The organism is Anaerotignum lactatifermentans, assembly GCF_016902535.1.
Classification (GTDB): Bacteria; Bacillota; Clostridia; order Lachnospirales; family Anaerotignaceae; genus Anaerotignum; species Anaerotignum lactatifermentans_A.
This window is the reverse complement of the sequence record NZ_JACSNY010000003.1, coordinates 140843-160804: the sequence shown is the minus strand read 5'-3', so window position 1 is coordinate 160804 and position 19962 is coordinate 140843. Positions and strand designations below refer to the sequence as shown.

General features: G+C 51.5%; 17 protein-coding genes. 2 read left to right on the top strand and 15 right to left on the bottom strand.

What is annotated here, in order from left to right; genetic code table 11:
* Positions 1–302: 302 nt before the first annotated feature.
* From mreB to H9X84_RS03530, 13 genes are all read right to left on the bottom strand, one after another.
* Positions 303–1367, bottom strand: a complete 1065-nt coding sequence (gene mreB / locus H9X84_RS03590; protein WP_243423507.1) for a rod shape-determining protein MreB — start codon at positions 1365–1367, stop codon at positions 303–305.
* 107 nt (positions 1368–1474) lie between these two features.
* Positions 1475–2635 (bottom strand): S41 family peptidase, encoded by a 1161-nt coding sequence (locus H9X84_RS03585; protein WP_205132961.1) that lies wholly within the window; start codon positions 2633–2635, stop codon positions 1475–1477.
* Positions 2636–2790: 155 nt separating this feature from the next.
* On the bottom strand, positions 2791–3699 hold the full coding sequence (ftsX, locus tag H9X84_RS03580) for a permease-like cell division protein FtsX (protein WP_205132960.1): 909 nt from the start codon (positions 3697–3699) through the stop codon (positions 2791–2793).
* The gene (gene ftsE / locus H9X84_RS03575) at positions 3689–4375 is read right to left on the bottom strand and encodes a cell division ATP-binding protein FtsE (protein ID WP_205132959.1); all 687 of its coding nucleotides are present in this window, start codon (positions 4373–4375) and stop codon (positions 3689–3691) included. Before ftsE ends, ftsX begins: the two co-directional genes overlap by 11 nt.
* A gap of 324 nt (positions 4376–4699) precedes the next feature.
* Complete coding sequence (locus H9X84_RS03570) at positions 4700–5791, bottom strand: PucR family transcriptional regulator (protein ID WP_205132958.1); 1092 nt, start codon at positions 5789–5791, stop codon at positions 4700–4702.
* A gap of 284 nt (positions 5792–6075) precedes the next feature.
* Positions 6076–6930, bottom strand: coding sequence for a YitT family protein (locus H9X84_RS03565; protein ID WP_205132957.1), 855 nt, complete (start codon positions 6928–6930; stop codon positions 6076–6078).
* A 27-nt stretch (positions 6931–6957) separates the two neighbouring features.
* The gene (locus tag H9X84_RS03560) at positions 6958–7689 is read right to left on the bottom strand and encodes a WecB/TagA/CpsF family glycosyltransferase (RefSeq protein ID WP_205132956.1); all 732 of its coding nucleotides are present in this window, start codon (positions 7687–7689) and stop codon (positions 6958–6960) included.
* Positions 7690–7709: 20 nt separating this feature from the next.
* Entirely contained in the window at positions 7710–9944 is a 2235-nt protein-coding gene (csaB, locus tag H9X84_RS03555; protein ID WP_205132955.1) for a polysaccharide pyruvyl transferase CsaB, read from the bottom strand.
* A 14-nt stretch (positions 9945–9958) separates the two neighbouring features.
* Positions 9959–10438 (bottom strand): DUF4330 family protein, encoded by a 480-nt coding sequence (locus tag H9X84_RS03550; protein WP_205132954.1) that lies wholly within the window; start codon positions 10436–10438, stop codon positions 9959–9961.
* A complete protein-coding gene (locus H9X84_RS03545) occupies positions 10435–10932 on the bottom strand; it encodes a DUF4330 domain-containing protein (RefSeq protein ID WP_205132953.1) in 498 nt (165 codons plus the stop codon). Before H9X84_RS03545 ends, H9X84_RS03550 begins: the two co-directional genes overlap by 4 nt.
* Positions 10929–12044 carry a glycosyltransferase gene (locus tag H9X84_RS03540; protein ID WP_205132952.1) on the bottom strand — a complete coding sequence of 372 codons (1116 nt, stop codon included), beginning with the start codon at positions 12042–12044 and terminating at the stop codon, positions 10929–10931. Before H9X84_RS03540 ends, H9X84_RS03545 begins: the two co-directional genes overlap by 4 nt.
* Positions 12026–15175 carry a murein biosynthesis integral membrane protein MurJ gene (gene murJ, locus H9X84_RS03535; RefSeq protein WP_205132951.1) on the bottom strand — a complete coding sequence of 1050 codons (3150 nt, stop codon included), beginning with the start codon at positions 15173–15175 and terminating at the stop codon, positions 12026–12028. The genes H9X84_RS03540 and murJ overlap by 19 nt, the downstream gene beginning before the upstream one ends.
* Positions 15176–15316: 141 nt before the next feature.
* Positions 15317–17671 (bottom strand): phosphodiester glycosidase family protein, encoded by a 2355-nt coding sequence (locus H9X84_RS03530; RefSeq protein WP_205132950.1) that lies wholly within the window; start codon positions 17669–17671, stop codon positions 15317–15319.
* 272 nt (positions 17672–17943) lie between these two features.
* Here H9X84_RS03530 and H9X84_RS03525 point away from each other — a divergent pair, with 272 nt between their 5' ends.
* Together H9X84_RS03525 and H9X84_RS03520 are read left to right on the top strand one after the other, a co-directional pair.
* Entirely contained in the window at positions 17944–18564 is a 621-nt protein-coding gene (locus H9X84_RS03525; protein ID WP_205132949.1) for a LolA family protein, read from the top strand.
* A gap of 94 nt (positions 18565–18658) precedes the next feature.
* The gene (locus H9X84_RS03520; protein ID WP_205132948.1) at positions 18659–19015 is read left to right on the top strand and encodes a type II toxin-antitoxin system PemK/MazF family toxin; all 357 of its coding nucleotides are present in this window, start codon (positions 18659–18661) and stop codon (positions 19013–19015) included.
* Positions 19016–19144: 129 nt separating this feature from the next.
* On the opposite strand, the gene H9X84_RS03515 is transcribed toward H9X84_RS03520, so the two are convergent.
* Positions 19145–19321, bottom strand: a complete 177-nt coding sequence (locus H9X84_RS03515) for a hypothetical protein (protein ID WP_205132947.1) — start codon at positions 19319–19321, stop codon at positions 19145–19147.
* Entirely contained in the window at positions 19318–19947 is a 630-nt protein-coding gene (gene udk / locus H9X84_RS03510; protein WP_205132946.1) for a uridine kinase, read from the bottom strand. The genes H9X84_RS03515 and udk overlap by 4 nt, the downstream gene beginning before the upstream one ends.
* Positions 19948–19962 lie beyond the last annotated feature (15 nt).

Below are 19962 nucleotides of genomic sequence, written 5' to 3'. Positions count from 1 at the left end.
GACCCTTTCACCTCCCTAATTATACCACAATTTCCAAACTTGTGTAGCATTTTTTTGAAGATTTGGATTTATTTTTACACAAAAATTCAGGGGTAAAATTATGCAAAAAAACGTTTTATCTTTTTTTTTGATGTTCTTTTGTCCCTCCCCTTATTTTGGCATAGATTTAACAATGATATTTGAATTTTTTTCAACATCTTGCACAAACCCTATTTTCATCATAGGAAAACTTAGGCTCTAATGGTCTTTTTTCTGCAAAAAAAGAAGAGCTATGACATGTATGCACCATAGCTCTTTTCTTCTTATTTTTTGCGGAATCTCTGCAATACACTGCGCAGCATGGAGGGTGTGTCCGCCTCCTCCTCGCCGTTGCCGTCGGAAACATATTCGATATATCTGCCTGTACCAATGGCTACACAGCTGACCGCGTCCTCCGCCACCATAGCATGAATCCCGGTCCGGCTCTGGATCAGCTTATCCAGACCATAAAGCAGGCTTCCGCCGCCGGTCATTACGATGCCTCTTTCATAAATATCCGCCGCCAGTTCCGGAGGTGTTTTCTCCAATACCCCGTGTACCGCGTCGCAGATGGCCAGGACAGATTCCTGCAGAGCCTCCAGCATTTCCTCGGAAGTCACCGTGATATTTTTGGGCAGCCCCGTAATCAGGTTTCTGCCTCTGACGTCCAGTGTCACAGGAATGGTTCTCTCAAAGGCCGTACCGATCTTGATCTTCAGCTCTTCCGCCGTTCTTTCCCCAATGAGCACATTATGCTTCTTGCGCATGTAGCGGATAATGGCGTCATCAAAGTTATCCCCGGCAATCTTCAGGGAATAGCTGACTACGGTCCCGCCCAGAGAGATTACGGCAATATCCGTAGTGCCGCCGCCGATATCTACCACCATGCTGCCCATAGCTCTGGAAATATCAATGCCGGAACCGATTGCCGCCGCGATGGGTTCCTCAATGATGTGAACCCGTCTTGCTCCCGCCTGGCGGGTAGCGTCCTCTACGGCTCTTTTTTCCACTTCCGTTACACTGCTGGGCACGCAGACCGCAATGGTGGGCTTTACAAAGGACCGCTTGCCCAAAGCCTTTTCAATAAAATACTGCAGCATTTTTTCTGTTACTTCATAATTGGAAATAACACCCTCCCGCAGAGGACGGATGGCAACGATATTGCCCGGCGTTCTGCCCAGCATTCTTCTGGCTTCCTCCCCAACGGCAAGGATGGTATTGCTGTCTTTGTCAATGGCAACAACAGAGGGCTCCCGAATGACGATCCCCTGTCCCTTGATATAAACCAGGACCGTAGCCGTTCCCAGGTCGATCCCGATATTCTCGCCAAAACTCATAAAGTCCAACATAGCTTTGCTCCTTCGTTCTCTTCCAATCTTTTCTCAGTATCTCCAGTATAATAGAAGAAAAGTCCCTTGAAAAGCATTTTTCTCAAAATTACCCGATTTTTCTCAAATCAATTCATTTTTTCCGCCATCCGGGACAGCGCCGCCGCCAGCTGCAGGTCCTCGCCGCCCTCTTCCGGCTGTTCCACCACCAGATCCGGCGTCAGTCCCACGCCATGGATGCTGGTGCCGTTGGGTGTATAGTATTTCTGAATGGTGACATTGATACCGGAACCATCGGAAAGCGTATACAGCCGCTGGATCAGCCCTTTGCCAAAGGTCTGCGTCCCGATCAGCTCGCCTCGTCCCGTATCCTGGATAGCCCCGGCCAGAATCTCCGAAGCGCTGGCACTGTATCCGTTGACCAGCACCACCAGGGGAAGATCAAGGTACTGCGCGTCACAAACCAGGTCCTTACGGTTTCCTTCCTTATCTAATGTGTATACCATGGTCCCTTCCGGCAAAAGCTCCTCTCCGATCTCATAGGCTGTCGGCACCAGACCGCCGGTATTGTCCCGCAGATCCAGAACCAGCCCTTCCATGCCTTCCGCCAGCAATGCGTCCAGCGCTTCCCGGAACTGATCGTATGTATTTTCACGGAAAGCGGAAATGGAAATATATCCTATGCCGTCCTCCAGCATCCGGCCTTCTACCGTCGTCACCTGGATATCCTGTCTGGTCACCGTCAGGGTCAGTATATCCTCTCCCCGCCGCACGCCCAGCGCTACTTCTGTGCCTTCTTCGCCTTTGATCCGGGAAACCACCTCATTGGCGTCCACACCATCCACGGATTCCCCGTCTACCTCCACGATTACGTCGCCGGTCTGTATGCCGGCCGCCTCTGCGGGTCCTCCGGCCGTAACGGATACGATCTGGCAGTATCCCTCTTCATTGACAGTCACATCCACACCAATGCCCACGAAATGACCGCTGTTTTTCTCCGTTTGCTGCGCCATCATCTCCGCGCTCAGATAATAAGTATAAGTATCTCCGGCGCCTGCAGCCAGCCCCGTATACATCAGTTCCTCCGCCATCCGGCTGTTGAACTCATCCACATAATTCTCTTCCAGATAATCCAGAAGGATATTTGTTTTGGCGATACGGGCCAATCCGTCCGGCAGCCAGTCCAGAGGCACCACACCTCTGTGTACCAAAGCCCCGCCGCCAAAAGTCACAACCACCATAACTGCCACTGCCGCCGCAAAGCCTTTCCAAAAATTCTTATTCCGCAAACTCATCGCCTCTTTGCATTTTCTAATTTGTATCCTATGTTTCCTGCCCCTGCTTCATGCCCCGAAACAGAAAAACCCTTTCCGCCGCCGCCTGCTGAGCGCAGATGGCTAAGCAGCGACAGAACGGAAGGGTTTTATCTTCTTTTATAATTCGCTTATACCTGCAAATGCTTCCGGATGGAAGTCACACTGCCGACTACCCCCAGCAGGATACCAAACAGCAGCGCCGCGGGCAGTACAAAGGAAAATACATCCCCCGTCAGGCGGAACCGGATAAAGTTTGCCACAAAGGGTACGTAGTTATAGAACAGGCTGACGGTCTTGGCGTACAGTGGCAGCCCCAGCAGAGAAGGAATGATAGCCCCGATCAGACCAATGATAATCCCCTCGATGATAAAGGGCCAGCGGATGAACCAGTCCGTTGCGCCAACATATTTCATAATATTGATTTCCACACGCCGGTTTACAACAGAAATCCGGATGGTGTTCACAATAATCATAACAGAAATTACGCCCAGGATCAGCATAATGATTATACCGGCGATCTGGAAGACGTTGCTGATCTTCACCAGCAGCTCGGAAACCGACTGTCCATATTCCACATTATCCTCATTGATGCCCTCGATATTATGCAGAGATGTCAGAACCGCCTCCTGAGATTCGATCTGATCCAGCTCAATCTGGAAGGAATGGGACAACGGATTGTTCTCATCATCCAGACCAATGAAAATATCCTCATCGGCGCCCCATTCATCCTTCAGTTTATCCAGAGAGTCCGCCGGAGAAACATAAGTTACATTGGTGACATGCTCGATCTGGGAAATCTGGTTCTTCATGCTTTCGATCTGTTCACTGGTGACATCTCCCTCCAGGAAAACGGAAATGCCAATGGAATCCTCCATCTGGTCCATCATATACTGCAGATTGCTGACTACGCAATAGGAGAAGGACATAATGGAAATGCAGGCCGCTACCGCGATGATGGATGCCACAGTCATCAGCAGGTTTTTCCGCAGGCCGCTGAATCCTTCCTTTAAAAAATATCTGATTGTACTAGGCCTCATCGTCATAACCACCTTTTTCTATATCTCTGATAATATGTCCCTTGTTCAGGGTCACAACACGCTTCTGCATAGCGTCTACAATATCTCTCGCATGGGTCGCCATTACAATGGTGGTGCCCCGTTTGTTGATATCATCCAACAGTTGCATGATGCCCCATGCCGTATCCGGGTCCAGATTCCCGGTAGGCTCGTCACAAATCAGGATCGGCGGATTGTTGACAATAGCACGGGCCAGCGCCGTTCTCTGCTGCTCGCCGCCGGAAAGCTGATTGGGATAGCTTCTGCCCTTCTGTCCCAGACCCACCAAAGACAGTACCGCCGGTACATTCCTGCGGATGATGCGGCTGGGCGCCTCGATAACACGCATGGCAAAGGCCACATTTTCATAGACCGTCTTATTGGGCAGCAGACGGAAGTCCTGGAATACTACGCCCAGGTTTCGGCGCAGGTAAGGAATCTGTTTTCTGCTCAAATCGTTTGTTTTCACCCGGTTGATGATGATTTCGCCGGAGGTGGGGTCCAGTTCCTTCAGCAGCAGCTTAATGAGTGTGGACTTGCCGGAACCGCTGGAACCTACAATAAATACGAAATCGCCTTTTTTAATATGTAAATTCAGACCCTCGACACCTCTTGAGCCGTTCGGGTACATTTTTGTTACATTCTGTAATCGAATCAAAACGTATCTCCCTTTCCTGAATTTTTCTGCGGGAAACCGCAAAATCTGCGCAGTTTCCCCCTAAAACACCATAAGATTATAGCATAAAACAAAAAACCGAACAACCCCAAACCCCCGGATCAGCCGCAACTTTAACTGAATTTTAGGATTTCTGCCATAAAATACGGTGCCGCCCTCTTTTTTCTGTATCCACTACTTCCAAAACAGCCGCCTGCGCTCAGGCTTCTTTTCCATAAAAAAGATCGCCGGAATCCTTGCGGCGCAAAGAACTCCAGCGACTCTGTTTTTGAAAACAGCTTCTTTCCAGAAGACTTTCTTTCTTTTTTAATACGTCATTTTGTCCATATACATCATGTATTTGCTTACCATCAGTGTGATCTTGAAGATAATGGCATCGTCAAAATTACGCAGATCCAGACCGGTCATCTTCTGCAGTTTATCCAGACGATATACCAGTGTATTTCTGTGGATGTACAGCTGACGGCTGGTTTCCGATACATTCAGATTGTTCTCAAAGAACTTGTTCACGGTTGCCAGCGTTTCGTCATCAAAATCGTCCATAGTCAGGCCATGAAGCACTTCTTTGATGAACATTCTGCAAAGAGGCAGAGGCAGCTGATAGATCAGACGGCCGATGCCCAGTCTCTCATAGTTGACAATATACTTGTCCGTCTCAAAGATTTTGCCAACCTCCAGCGCCATTTTCGCTTCCTTGTAGGAACGGGAAACGTCCTTCAGGTCCCCTACAACGGTACCGCTGGAAATGTATACCTTGCTGTTTGTTTCGGCGTTGAGTGTTTCCTCCACTACCTTAGCGATGCGGTCGATTTCATCCGGCGCTTCTTTCTCCCGCAGCTCTTTGACCAGAATAATGCTGTGTTCGTCCACCGCTGTTACAAAATCCTTTGTCTTGGCAGGGAAAATGCCTCTGACGATTTCTACTACATTCATTTCCTTGTCAATATTGGTCTCAATGAGGAATACGATACGGCTTACGTTATTCTCAATATGCAGCTTCTTCGCACGGCTGTAAATATCTACCAGAAGGAGGTTGTCCAAAAGCAGGTTCTTGATAAAGTTATCCTTATCATATCTTTCTTTGTACGCCACCAGCAGGCTCTGGATCTGGAAAGCGGCGATCTTGCCGATGCGGTAGCCTTCTTCGTCCTCGCCCTTGACCTGTACCACATACTCGGGCACACCATTGTCATAAATCTTAAAATACTGATATCCCAGGATCAGCTGGCTCTCCGCCTGAGATCCCACAAAATTTTCCACCGCGTCGATCTGACGCCCAATCATGTTCTCTTCCGTTGTGGCAATAACCTTGCCCTCTTTCTCCACCACGCTCAGTTCTTTGCGGGTAATGTTCTTCAGCCCGTCAATGGTGCTCTGTAAAATCTGATTGGAAATCATGCGCTATCACCTCTAAAAAATTATTCTCTCCTTATCCAGCCGCGCAACAGGAAACTGTCAAAAGTGCCGAAAACGTACCCATCTCCTGTTTATTCAAATAGCCTAGATACATTTTATAACATAATGCCAAAAAAATAAAGAGAAATTGTAAAAAAACATACAAATTCTCTTTCACTTTCATTTTTCCATAAAAAACGGGGCCTTTTTTTATTTAAACTGCCCCTGAAAATGCCTTTCGGAATAACCAAAAGACGTTTTTCTCTCTTGTCAGGCATTGTCTTTTTTCACTTATCCCCCAGCTCGTCCCCCAAAACCTCCCGGATATCCGCCACCAGAAAACAGGCTTCCCTGTCAATATTCATGATAATGCTTTTGACCGTTCCAATCTCTTTTTGTGAAAAGACACAGAAGAGCACTTCCTCCCCCTCTGGTGTCCATTTTTGTCCACCGTAAAACGCCATTTTCCTGCCGCCTGTCTCTTCCTCCAGCGCACGGCAGATTTCCCGGCTCCTATGAGAAATGATCCAGCCCATTTTGGCCGCTCCGGCGCCTTCCAGCACCCATGCAATGAGTTTCTCCATAACATAAACCGCCAGTATGGCATAGAGTGTATGCTCCACGCCAAAGGAAACCGTCCCCAGCAAAATAATAGCCGCGTCCATAAAAAACACCATAGAGGATACACTTCTGTGCTGCCATTTGCGATGCAGCAGCGTTGCCGCCAGATCCACCCCGCCGGTGGTAGCGCCTCCCCGCAGCACCAGCCCCAGACCGGCCCCCGCAATAGCGCCGCCGTATACTGCCGCCAGCAGCAGATCTCCATAATAGACCGGCAGAAAAGACGCCAAAAACAGCATCAGTGAAAACAAAAGGGAGGTCAGTATGGTTCTTCCCACAAACTGCCTCCCCATTTTCCTCCATGCCGCAGCGAACAAAGGGAGGTTGCATACCACATTCACCAGCCACAAAGGCACTCCCGGCCCGCCCAGATTTTTTACCGCGTCATCCAGTATAATGCCCAGACCGGAAATCCCGCCGGCCACCAGATGTGCCGGCTCCATGAAGTTCTGTATGCCCAAAGCCAGCAGGGCCGCCCCAGCGGGCAGCTGCCAGCTCATTCCTCTTTGTTCTTTGCTCATCGTTCACGCCGCTCCTTTTGCGGAATCCTATCTCCGCTTCTGTTTTTTCAGGACTGTCAGCGCGAATTTTGGCAGCCGCAGCATCCGTTTCCATCGGGTGGGCTGTGTGATCAGACGATAGAACCACTCCAGTCCCAGCTTCCGGAACAGCTTCGGTGCCCGTTTTACGTTGCCCGCCATTACGTCAAAACTGCCGCCGACGCCAATGGCGATTTTTGCCCCTGTTTCCGTCAGGTGCTCATAGATCCATTTTTCCTGTTTGGGCGCGCCCAGCCCTACCAATAGTATGGACGGCGCCGCCTTTTTTATGTCAGCCAATATCTTTTTTTCTTCTTCCGCGTCAAAATAGCCGTTGTGTCCGCCGGCGATCCGCAGGCCGGGATAGACCTTTTTCATCTTTCTGGCCGCTGTGGCCGCCACACCCGGCGCGCCGCCGAAGAAATATACCTTGTGCTCCGTATTCTCAATGGCACGGAACAGATTCTGCGTCAGGTCATAGCCTGCCACTCGTTCCTTCAGTACGATCTCGCTGTAACGGGATGCCCAGACCACGCCGATGCCGTCCGGCACTACCAGATCCGCTTTCCGCAGAATCTCCATCAGTTCATGATCCTTCTGGGCCTCCATAACGATCTCCGGATTGGGAGTGCAGATATAATGTGCTCCGCCGTCCTCCAGAAATCCCAGTGCCTTTTCCACCGCTTCCTCCATGGTCAGCGCATCAAAGGGCACCTCCAAAATCTGCGTTATTCTGCGCATTGTATTTTCCGCCCCTTCCTTTATTTCCGCTTCTTTGCCAGCAGCCGCAGCAGATATTTCTCATTCTGATGAGCCTGCTGATACAGCAGTTCCGATTTTTGCGTCAGCTTTGCCACATACTGCTCTTTGTTTTCAATAATATCCTCCACCAGCGCCAGCGCCCGCTCTTCGTCAAAGTGGCGCAGGTCTCCGCCGTCGGGCATCTCCAGCTTCTCCAGATAGTAGGCGATCTTGGGATCATACACAAAGCCCACCAGCGGCACACACTGCCTTGCGGCGAAAATCAGAGTATGCAGACGCATGCTCAGGATGAAATCCGCCAGAGAAATGATCCCCATAACCTCATAGGGCGAATAATTCCCCCGCAGCACATAAGCATCCTGCTTCATTTTTTTCTTTACTTTTTCGCTGATAGTCACGTCATTGGGCATCTGCATGGCCACAAAAACAATATTCCGCTGATATTTTTCCACAATGATATCGCAAAGATCCGCGAACCGGGAAATAAACCGGTCGATCTCCTTCCAGTTTCTGACGCTGACCACTACCAGCGGCTTGTCCAGAGGAATTCCCTCTTTTGCCAGAATCCCTTCCGCCGTTTCTTTGTCCACGCCGTCCATGGTAAAAACAGGGTCCGCCGTCACAAAGCATTTTTTCGGGTTTACTCCCATGGAAAGCAGTTCCTCATAGGAATTTTCTTCCCGCAGGGTAATCAGATCCGCCTTATTGACTACCTGCTTCACCAGCCGCCGGTTCCGCTTGCCGGAAACAGGGCCAATGCCGTTGGCGTACAGCATAACTTTCTTGCGCATCATCTTCGCCGCCGCCGTAATGGAAAGGTAATACATCAAAGAACGGGTACTGGTGCTGTCCTGCAGCAAAGAGCCGCCGCCGGAAAGGAGCACGTCGCTCTGGCGGATGGCCCGCAGAACATCCCGCACACCAAAGCGGTACACCGCCTCAATGCCGTATTTATCCCGGGTCTCCACCGGTTTATTGGACAATACCGTAATATGATAATTGCTGCCCATTTCCTGAATATTTTTATGCATGGAAAGCATAATGGCCTCGTCGCCGGTATTGTTGAATCCATAGTAACCGCTCATCACGATATGATACTGCTTCTCATGGCTTTCCCGCCATGCGGCGCCATAGGCGCTGACGCAGTCCTGGGCCATTTTTGTCACGGAATAGTACCGGAAAATGACCTCTCTGCCGTAAGCCCCGGCCTGTTCTCTGTCCTCCGGCGTCATCTGGCAAAAGCCATAGACTACATCCCGGTAGAGGCGATCCTCCGCCGACATTTCGCATCCCCGGCAGCAGAAGTTGTTCTCCTGTGCCATTTCCAGCTTATCCTCGCCAAACAGACCAATATAGCCCTCGTTCCCGGCTACAATGACGGTCTTGCCTGCCGCCATAGCCTCCAGAGCGGCACGGCTGACGCCTACAAACAGATCGGAAACAGAAACCAGCTCATTGATATCTGTTCTCGCCCCTGTCATGGTAATACATTCTCTGCCCAAAGCGGCGTTAACTTCCTTGCTTTTTGCCAGCAGCTCATCAAAGACATCCCCGCCGCCTACAATCAGCATCCGCAGACCGGGAATCTTTTCCGCCAGCTTCGGCGCGATCTGGATCAGCTGTCTTGCCACCAGCGCCCGGCTCTCGTCCATACGGCTGACATATACCAGCATCGGCGTGCCTTCTTCCAGAGAAAATTCCTTTCGGATACGGCTGCCGTCGGTCTCCGGGGAAAACTTATCGGTATCAATGCCGTTGATGGTCACAAAGATATTCTCGCTGCGCACATGGTAATTATCCATCAGATACTGCCGGATATCCTCGCTGACCGCCACAACCTTCTGGCCCCAGTTGGTCAGATATTTCAGACCCATACCTGTGTAAAATACCCAATGGGCCGAGGTCACAAAGGTAAATTTCATTTTTCTGTGGAGCATCCCGCAGATAAAGCCGGGGATTCTGGCATGGGAATGGACGATATCCACCTTTTCCCGCCGGATAATTTTCTTCAGCATAAAATAGGATTTCAGCATTTTCAGGATGTTGCGCTGGTTCATGGGCACTTTGTAATGACGGATGCCCGCTTCCTCCAGCTCTTTTTCATAAACCCCGCCGTTGGAAGCCACCAGAATATCATAACCCTGTTTTTTCAGTTCCTTGGAAAGCTCCACCACATGGGTCTCCGCGCCGCCGATCTCCAGTCCCATCAGTGTCATCAATATTTTGTATTTCATACTCGTCCCACCTGTCAAATATCGATCTGTGTCACTTTAATTACCGGTTCCGCGTATTTTGTGTAAACATCCATTTCCGAATTTGCCTTTAATTCCACAATCCCATCTACAAAATACCCGTCTTCCTTTTCCACTACGCCGCCTTCTATGGTAAGGGTGATGCCGTAATAATCCGGCACCTCCACCGTAATCATGTTTCCGTTGTTGTCCAGCACATTCTTTACTCTCGGCTCATAGCTGACACCGGTGATGGTGCCGATGCAGATACCTGTCTTTTCATCAAAGATCTGATCCCCTTCATGCAGCGCGTTGACTGTGGCCATGCGCACCTCGTCGATAAAGGCCGTATAGGTGATCTGTTTCTGTTCTTCCGCCAGACTGGTGGCCTCCTGCTTATTGACTACGCCGAATTTATATACTGCCAGCGCCGCCAGCAATACCACCGCCGCGATAATGATAAAGTCCATTACATTGGGCCGTCTCTTCGCCATCATTCCTCACCGTCCCTTACTTCCACGATATATCCTTTAAAGGCATAGCCCTTGCCTTTTACATTCAGTTCCTTGCCCACCTTGACCACTGTGCCTTCCACAGTAATATCCCGGTCAGTTTCCGTGCCGTTTCCCGTAATGGCCACATAAATATTGCAGTAGCCCGGTACCGGCACCTTCTCATAGGTATTGGTCACTCTGTTGAAATTGGTTTCCGTATTGGGTTCGCTCCAAACCTCCGCCACAGTGCCCAGATATTCCGAAGTAGAGCTGTTGTATACGTTCTGGCCCACTACAGGGTATTCCGCAGTTTCTTCCAGCACCGCCTTGCCTTCCACTACATAAGTATAGGTCGCGCTTTCTGCCGTAGTCTGCGCCGTCTGCCGGCCCTTTGTCCAGTATACCCCAAAGGCGGCGGCGCAAACCAGCACCAGTATTATCAGAATATCCAACGCGTTCAGCACGCCAAATAATTTTTTGCTGTGTCGTTCCTTCATCTTTTCTCGCCCTCCATATAGAGTTTTTCCAGTCTGGCCGCCATTTTTTCCGCGGTAAATCCTTCTTCCATCCATGCTTTGGCGTTTCGGCTCATTTTTTCATACAGCGCCTGATCCCCAAGGATCTCTTCCATCCTCCGGGCCAGATCCTCCGCGTCTCCCACTGCCACCAGGAAACCGTTTTCCCCATGGCGCAGAACCTCGCTGACGCCGCCGCTGTCTGTTCCTACGGCAGGCACACCTGCGCTCATGGATTCCATCAAAGACAGGCAAAGGGCCTCTTCTCTGGATGTAATCACCGCCAGATCCAGCGCCGCCTCCAGCCGTTCAATCTCCTGTACAAAGCCCGTGAAAACAACTCTGCCCCGCAGGCCCATCATCTTTACCTCTGCCTCCAGCCGTTCCCGCAGACTGCCGTCGCCGATCACCAGGAAAGTCACATCCTCCCGCTTCTTTGCCAGCAGTTCCGCCGCCTTCAGGAAGGTGGCATGATCCTTGACTTCTTCCAATCTTGCGGCAATGCCTACCGCCAGATTTCCTTCCGGCACGCCGTAGGAAGAAAGGATTGCCTTCTTTTCCTCCGCAGAGGGGGCGGGGATCATATCTATGCCGTTATAAAGCACCACAATCTGCGCCGGGTCCGTACCGCCGCCGATCATACTGCGGCGCACCGCTTTGCTGACGGCAATGATACAGTCGCTGTATTTATGGTTCACCATACGTTTCGCCAGCTTTTTCAGGGTGTTTTTCTCCGCCGCCTCCATACAGTGCTTCGTATGGAAGATCCGAGGCACACCCGCTTTTCTTGCCGCCATTCTGGCCGTCAGGCTGGCATGGGTGTGAACGATATCCGGCTTTTCCTTTTGGAACAGCTCCGTCAAAGGCTTCAGCGCCTTTTTGTCAAAGGACCGGTCCTCCATGGCCTCCATGGAGATCACCGGGAACCCCAGCTGTGCCACAGCAGGCGCCAGACGGCTGTCTTTGGGCAGCACCACCCGCACATCGAAGCGGTCCTGATTGCAGTATTTCAGATAGTATAAAAGCCATCTGCCCGCTCCGCCGATATTTTTGTCTGTCAGTACATGATAAATTTTCATTTTCTCTTCTGCCATGATTTCTCTCCCAATCTTACACCGGCCATCCCGATGCCAAGGACGCACCAGAACAGCAGCACGATACTGTAATCAAACCAAATGTGATCCGTCATCCCCTGCAGCAGCAGGCCGCCGAAGGCCCCGAATACCGCCGCCAGGATCATACGGTAGCGCCGGGGCGCTCTGGACATGGCGCTGTATATTTTCTGGAAAAAGAACACCAGCAGCGCCCCCAGAATCACGATGCCCGCGATCCCCAGCTCTATAAATTCCTGCAAAAACAGGTTATGCACATGATAAGCGTTGGCCGCCTCCAGAGAGAACAGCGGATAGATCTCGTTAAACGCGTCTACCCCGATCCCGGTCTGCCAGTAGTGACGGATCATATCCATCCCCGCCTGATAAATGGACAGACGGTACTGGGAAGAGGAGTCGCTCATGGTAATGGAGGACAGCAATCTCTCCCACAGACTCTGGGGCAGTACGAAAGGCATCGCCAAAAGCCCCGCAATCCCCAGTGGAATCAGCCGCCGTTCCGCCAGAAGCACAAACAGCCCCGCCGAGAACATCAGTCCCAGCATGGCCCCTCTGGAATTGGTCGCCACCAGACCCATGCAGATGATGCCGAAGCATCCCAGATAGAATATCCTGCCGGCCCAGTTGCGCACCTTCCAGAGCATCCCCGCCGCCAGAGAACCAATGACGATCAGATACTCTCCCAAAACATTGGGGTTTTGGAAGGTTGCGTAGGCGCGGGTGGTAATATCGAAGCTTTCCGCGTCCACCCAGGCCGCGTCCATCTCTACGCCCACCACGTACTGATAAATGGCGTAAAGGGCGATCAGTACCCCTGCCGCGATCAGCACAAAAAGCACCAGATCCAGCTTCCGTTCCGTGTTAATGCAGTCCTTGCAGACAAAGAACATAGTCATAAAGGTCAGAAATACCGCCATGACCTGCAAGGCTCTGGGGAAATGGTAGCTGGTAAGGCTGCCATAGACGATGCAAAGAGCAAAGAGCCCCACAAATATGCTGACGATCCCTGTTTTCTGAATGTGTACCCGGCCCATCCAAAGGTTTATCAGATACAGCCCAAAGATCCCCAGAGAAAGGACCACCAGCAGCATCGTCGGCAATACCGGAATCGCCAGTGCCACCACACAGATGCAAAGGATCAGAAAATTTTCGTTGCAAAGGCGCAGGATACCGCTTTCCGCCGCCAGAACCGCCAAAACGCCGCGGCCTTCCGCCACCGCGCTGCCGCTTCGCCAGCAAAGCCGCCGCCAGATACGGGGAATACGGCTGCGCTCCGTCCGCAGGCCAAAATCCCAGTCTCTGCGGAAAAAGCTGAAAATAGCGCTTTCCCGGAAGGCTCTGCCTACGGCACGTCCCAGTCTGCGGTAAGCCCTGTACGTCAGGCTGGCGGACCAGATGCCCCAGAACCAGATTACGGCCGCCTGTATGATACGGAAGAAGAAGCTGTCTTCGATCCATGCGGAAATTCTGTCTGTCATACCCTGCTTTCCTTTCTCCTGCTCCTCCTGCGGTGTCTGTCCGCCTTCTTCCGGGGCTTTTTCTCCCCGCCCCAGCAGCTTCAGTGCAATGCCGAAGGCCATCCGGCTCTCCTCCACCCGGAGCAGATAAGTCAATGCCATATATACCACTACACCAATGGCTATAGGAATCCCCACCGCCAGAACTCTTGTTACCAGTCCGTCAGCCAGTCTCGCCGACAGAAAATCATAAGGCGCCCAGACGCAGAAAAGCATCACTAAAGCGCAGAATGCCATCTTGCATAAATCCCGCACTAAGGCCCCATCCAGGATACCGGGGTATTTCTTTGCCGTCGGCACAAAAAGCACCAGTGCCGCCACCGTAGAAGATACGGCGGACGCCAGCGCCAGACCGCCCAGGCCCATGGGTTCCATCAGCAGTACGCACAAAGCCGCGTTGACAGCGATGGAGCAGATACCGGCCACCAGCGGCATCTTTCCCTCCTGCTGAGCGTAAAAGGCACGGCTCAGTATGGTCTGCACACCGTAGCCGATCATACCAATGGAAAAGAAGCAGAGGGCTGTCCCCGTCAGTTCCGTACCCACAGCGTCAAAGCTGCCTCTCTCGTAAATCAGCTTTACCAGAGGCTTGCTCAGTACCATGACCCCCACCATCATGGGAATCAGGAAAAACATCATGGACTTCAGCGTCACACGCACCGTCTGGCCGAAATCCTCGCTGTCTCCCGTAATCCGGGACAGCTTGGGGAATACCAGATTGGCAATGGCCAGCACAAATACCCCTACAATAATCAAATACAGATTATTGGCATACTGCAAAGCCGTATTGCCGTAAGAAAGCGTCGTCCCCGTCATATCCAGAAGGGAGGCGAAACGATTGTTAATCAGAAGATTGATGGGCTGAATCCACGTCCCTACCATAACCGGCAGCATCAGCACCAGAATTTTCCGGATGCCTTCATCCCGGAAACGGAAGCTGGGACGGTAATGGTATCCCTTTTTCCTCATGGAAGGAATCTGCATCAGCGCCTGCAGGCCCCAGCCGATCAGAAAGGCCACCGCCAGGCCGTATACGCCGAAGCGGTCGTTCCACAAAATATAATAAATGATAATGACGGCGTTGGAGGCCACACTTAGCGCCGCCGGAACATTGAACTCATCCAGAGACTGCAATATTCCCACAAAAGAAAACGCTACCCCTGTAAAAAAGATGGTAGGGAACATGATCTGGGAAAGTCTCGCCGCCAGTGCCGTTGTCTCCGCGTCAAAGCCGCCGGCGAAAAGCCACACAAACTGGCTGGAAAAGGCCTCACAGACCAGCGTCATCAAAATGGTCACCAGTCCCATCAGGGTAATGAACCGGTTGGACAGGGCAAAGGCTTCTTCCTTCCCCTTTTTTTGCAGATACTCGTTAAAAATGGGAATAAAGCTGGCGGAAATAGCCGAAGCGAAAACGGCGTCGAAAAACGTCCTGGGCATCAGGCTGGCAATGGTAAAGGCGTTGGCCTCCATGCCGTTGCCGTAATTGGCCGCCAGAAGCTGCTCCCGGACCAGCCCCAGCACCTTCCCGAACAACGTAATCAGCATCATAAAGCTCACGGCTTTCACCGCGCTGTTTTTTTTCTGTTTTGTCATCATTCTTTCACCTGAAAATTCATTTATTCTTTCCCGCATACGCAAGGAAAGGTGGGCAGAGAACATCTGCCCACCTTATACTACCGTATTCTGCGTCATTTTACAAGAAAAGCCGCGAAATTTAAGAAACTTTCCCTCTTTTCAGACCTTCACCGCTTCATAGGTCAGGTTGCTGCCGTCCATGCGGAATTTCAGCAGATACGCAGTGTTCGCTCTGCCGTCCGCCTTCCACAGATTCGGCAGGTTGATGTATCTGACGCCGTCCTTATTGGATGCCCAGTAAGCGTTTCCGGCACAGGATACCACAAATACATTTTTGCCCTGATCCACATATTTGTTCAGGATTGCCCGGAAGTAATCTGCCTCCGCAGCGGAAGTAAAATCGGAAGGCGTTTTGTCCATGACAATGATGATATTGTTATTATTGGCCGCGTCCAGATCCGCCGTAAATTTCATATACTGGGAAGCGTTGGTAGCACGGATGCCGCCGTTGGCCGCGGACATCATCACCACGCTGGCGCCGCCCCGGTTCAGGAAACGGTAACTGCCGTTCCATGTCATAGAATCCAGAACCGTCGCCGTTGTTACATCGCATTTGCCGCCGTAGATAGCCACATCCGCGTTGCTGTCCGCCGCCGCTCTGACTCTGCTTCTGACAGAAGCGTATACAGAGGCGTCTACCTTGGAAGGATCACTGGCCGCCAAAGCCCCAGCGATATTCAGATAGTACGCGCCGTCATTTGCCTTTGTGACTGTGCCCGCCATAGGGTCTGCCGCCGCCGCGGAAGAAGCAGGCGCCGTTGTTTTCTGTGCCCCGCCTACGGTCACAACCACATAAGTCTCTTTACCGCCCCAGCTGCATTTTACATAGGTAGAACCTGTCGCTTTCGCCGTAAAGATATTGCCGTTCATGGTGCCGATGGCAGGATTTGCCACCGTATATTCCGCGTCATTGGTCACAGCTCTGCCGAAACCATCCACGTCATAAGCCGTTACATAAATCCCCGCTGTTTTGCCCACGGCGGATATAGAAATGTCCGCGTTGGTCGCCTTCAGTCGAGAGGTCTGCGCGCAGGAAATCAGGGAAGATACGGCGCTGAGTCCGTCGCCGTAAGTTGCGCTGACTGCGAAATCTCCCGTTGCGGAAGGCGTAAAGTCAAATCCGTTCCATGTGCCTTCTATCCCCGCCGCTGTCAGCTGTACCGCGTCGGCACTAAGAGAAATCCGCTGATAGTTTTCATCCAGACCATATACCGTAAAAGTGATAGCCTTTCCGGGCTGTGTATGGGTGGTGGAAGGAGAAATCACAATCTGTTCCACATTGCCCACCGGTGCTGTCTGGAATACGCCCAGAGAGTTGATGACCTTTCGTTCCGCGCCGTCAGAAACGGTATTCTTTACTTCCAGTGTAGTATCTTCCACGGTCTTTACGGCCATAGTGGAAGAACCGCCGCCGTCCAGATGCATAGCGTCATAAGCCCCGTAGGTGCGCATCAGATCCGCCATTTCCTGATGGGTCGCGCCAATGCTGTCTCCTCTGCCGTCTACGACCATAATAATCGCTTTGGTGCCATCCTGAGAAACGCCAAAGGCCGTTCTGGGCTGTCTGCCGGAAGCCACGATAGAAGAAGCCGCCGCTGTCTGCCCGTCTACCAGCAGCAGGCCGCCGCCGCCAAAGGCCGTCTCGATTTTATCAAAATCAATGGTAGAGGAAATATTCAATGTCACAGGGTCGCCTACCTTGAACACAGATGCCGCGTTGGTGTAGTAATCCCCGCTCATAACGATCAGATAGCCATTTTCCGGCACACTTACCGTCTCTCCCTTCTGGGAGATATAGGTGATGGTATCGCCTACCACCACAAATTTCACCAGGTTCTCAAATCGTTTATCCAGATCCGCTGTGCTGTCCGCCGCGTTCCGGTCAAAATAGATAGGGAATACCATAGAAGTCACTTTATTCACAGACGCCAGTTCAATGGTCTTTGCCGCGTTGGCGAAGGTCGCCCATGTCTTAAAATAAGAGAAGATGGAGTTCCCGTCCTCATCCAGTACATAAGCGGCGTACTGATTGGATTCTTTATTTACGGAAGTTCCCGCGGAAATCAGTTCTCCGTCCGTAACTACCGGACCAAAAGAAGCGGAATAGCTGCCCGAAAGACCAAAGAAGTCACAGTTGACCCCGGCAATAGCGCCGTTGTCCGTCAGCATTTTCTGTACCGTCTCCTTCAGGCCATACTCCTTTGTGCTCTCCACTTCCTTTAATTCCAGCGTACTCTGGGTCAGATCGATGGTCAGCACATGGATATTCTGGATGCCGTCTGTGGTCATCCGGCTGTTTTTTTCATAGATAACGCCCTTTGTCACAGTTTCGTGGGTTCTCTGCTGATATACCGTATCCGCCGCGAAAGCCGTTACCCCCATTGCGGAAAACGCCAGAGAGGCCGTCAAAACCGCAGCCAGCAAACGTTTTATGCCGTAAAATCTCTTTTTCATTTTTCTGCCACTCCTTATCCTTTCTATTTCATTCTTCCCTTAGACGCAGACATTCCATGTCTTGTTCCGTCTCCCGTCCAAAAAAAGAACATTTTCTGTAAACCATACCATCCTATTCTAACACAAAACCCTTTCCGCCGCTAAGTTCTTGTAAAAACTTAATAAATTTGTAACATACTTTCCAATATCCTCCTGCTTGGCGGATCTCATACTCTCCCTGTCCCCATCATAAAGTATGATAACCCTGTTTTTTCATCTTAAGGAGGAAGATCATGAAAAGAAAACTGCTGTTTTGTCTTCTGCTGGGGCTGGCTCTGTGCGGCTGTCAGCCAAAAGAGGAAATGACGCCCATGGCCCAGATCCAGCAGCGTCTGACGGAAATGGAGGGGTATTCGGCCACAGCCACCCTGACCCGTATTTCCAACAAATCGGAAACCGTCTATGAAACCCGCCAGGATTTCAAATCCACCGGCGAATACCGGCTGGAACTGCTTTCCCCGCCTTCTGTGGAAGGCAACGTTACCATTTTTGACGGCGTCACCGTCTGTCAGTACAACCCCAGACTGGAGGAGAAGATCCGCTACGACGTGCCGCCTTCTTCCCAGCGCAACGAGCTGTTTCTGGGGCAGTTCATGAAAAATTATCTCCAGTCGGAAGGCGTTGCCGTGGAAAGCGCCGCTCTGGACGAAAGCCGCTGCACCGTACTGGAGGCGGTCATCCCCTCCAACGCCGACGCGCTGGCCTCGGAAAAGCTGTGGATCGACAACGAGACCCTGCTGCCGGTGCGTCTGGTACTTTATGACGCCGACGGAAAAGAGCGTTACCGTCTGGACTACACGGAATTTACATACAACCCGGATTTTGACGAAAACCTTTTCGCCATCCCGGAATAAAAAACCGAAGCCGCGGACATACTGGTATCAGTCAGCGTGTACATACCGAATCCATACAGCCTGACCAATTCAAAGCGGCGGAGTGTGAACAGATATGATTGTCAGAAGAGGCGATATTTTTTATGCGGATCTCAGTCCCGTGGTGGGCAGTGAGCAGGGCGGCGTGCGGCCCGTCCTCATCATCCAGAACGATCTGGGCAATAAATACAGCCCTACGGTGATCTGTGCCGCCATTACATCTCAAATGAACAAGGCCAAGCTGCCTACCCATATACCCCTTTCGGCGAAACGATGCGCCCTGCCCAAGGACTCCGTAGTCCTGCTGGAGCAGATCCGCACCATCGACAAACGGCGGCTGAAGGAAAAACTGTGCCATCTGGATGATGAGCTGATGGCGGCGGTGGATCAGAGCCTTTTGGTAAGCCTGAGCCTGCGGGGCGCGGTATCATAAGAGGCGGCCGCCCCCGCGGAATACCACGTTTTCAGAATATCTTCATCAAAATACAAAAATCGCCGGACTTCCTGCGGCATACGAAGGAATCCGGCGATTCTTATTTTTATGGGATTGCTTTTTCCGTTTTTATTTCTTTCCGCCCTTAGGCAGCAGCATCAAAAAGATGGTATACAGCGCCGTAAACAACAGGGCAAAGGCCGCAAACCGCAGAACGGAAAATCCGGACCGGTCCATGAGATTGCACAGCAGGCTGAAGATCACCCCGTAGGAGAGAGATTTGATCACCGCGCTTTTCAGACTCATGCTCTCTCCTCCTTATGCACATGGGCGTAGATTCTCTGGATCAGAATATCCAGCGCCACCACATTCTGCCCGCCTTCCAGAACGATAATATCCGCCGAGCGCTTGCTGGGCTCTACGAACTGCTCATGCATAGGCTTTACCGTGTTCAGATACTGGCTGACAACAGAATCCAGACTCCGGCCCCTCTCCTTTACATCCCGCAGAATACGCCGCAGGATGCGCACATCCGCGTCTGTATCCACGAACACCTTAATATCCATCAGATCCCGCAGCTCCTGATTCTCAAAAATCAGGATGCCTTCGATCAGAATGACTTTCGTGGGCCGGATCTCCGTAAATCGGTCAGAGCGGTTATGCACCGTAAAATCATATACAGGACACTGCACCGTCTCTCCCTGCCGCAGCTTTTTGATATGCTCAATCATCAGATCCGTGTCAAAGGCGTCCGGATGGTCGTAATTGAGCAGACAACGCTCCTCATAGGTCATCTCGTCGTGCCGTTTATAATAATTGTCATGGTATACCACCGTCACATCCTCGCCGAAACGCTCCTTGATCCGGTTGGTCAAGGTAGTTTTGCCGCTGCCGGTACCGCCGGCGATGCCGATAATCATGATCTCATCCATGTCCGTTCCCCTCTT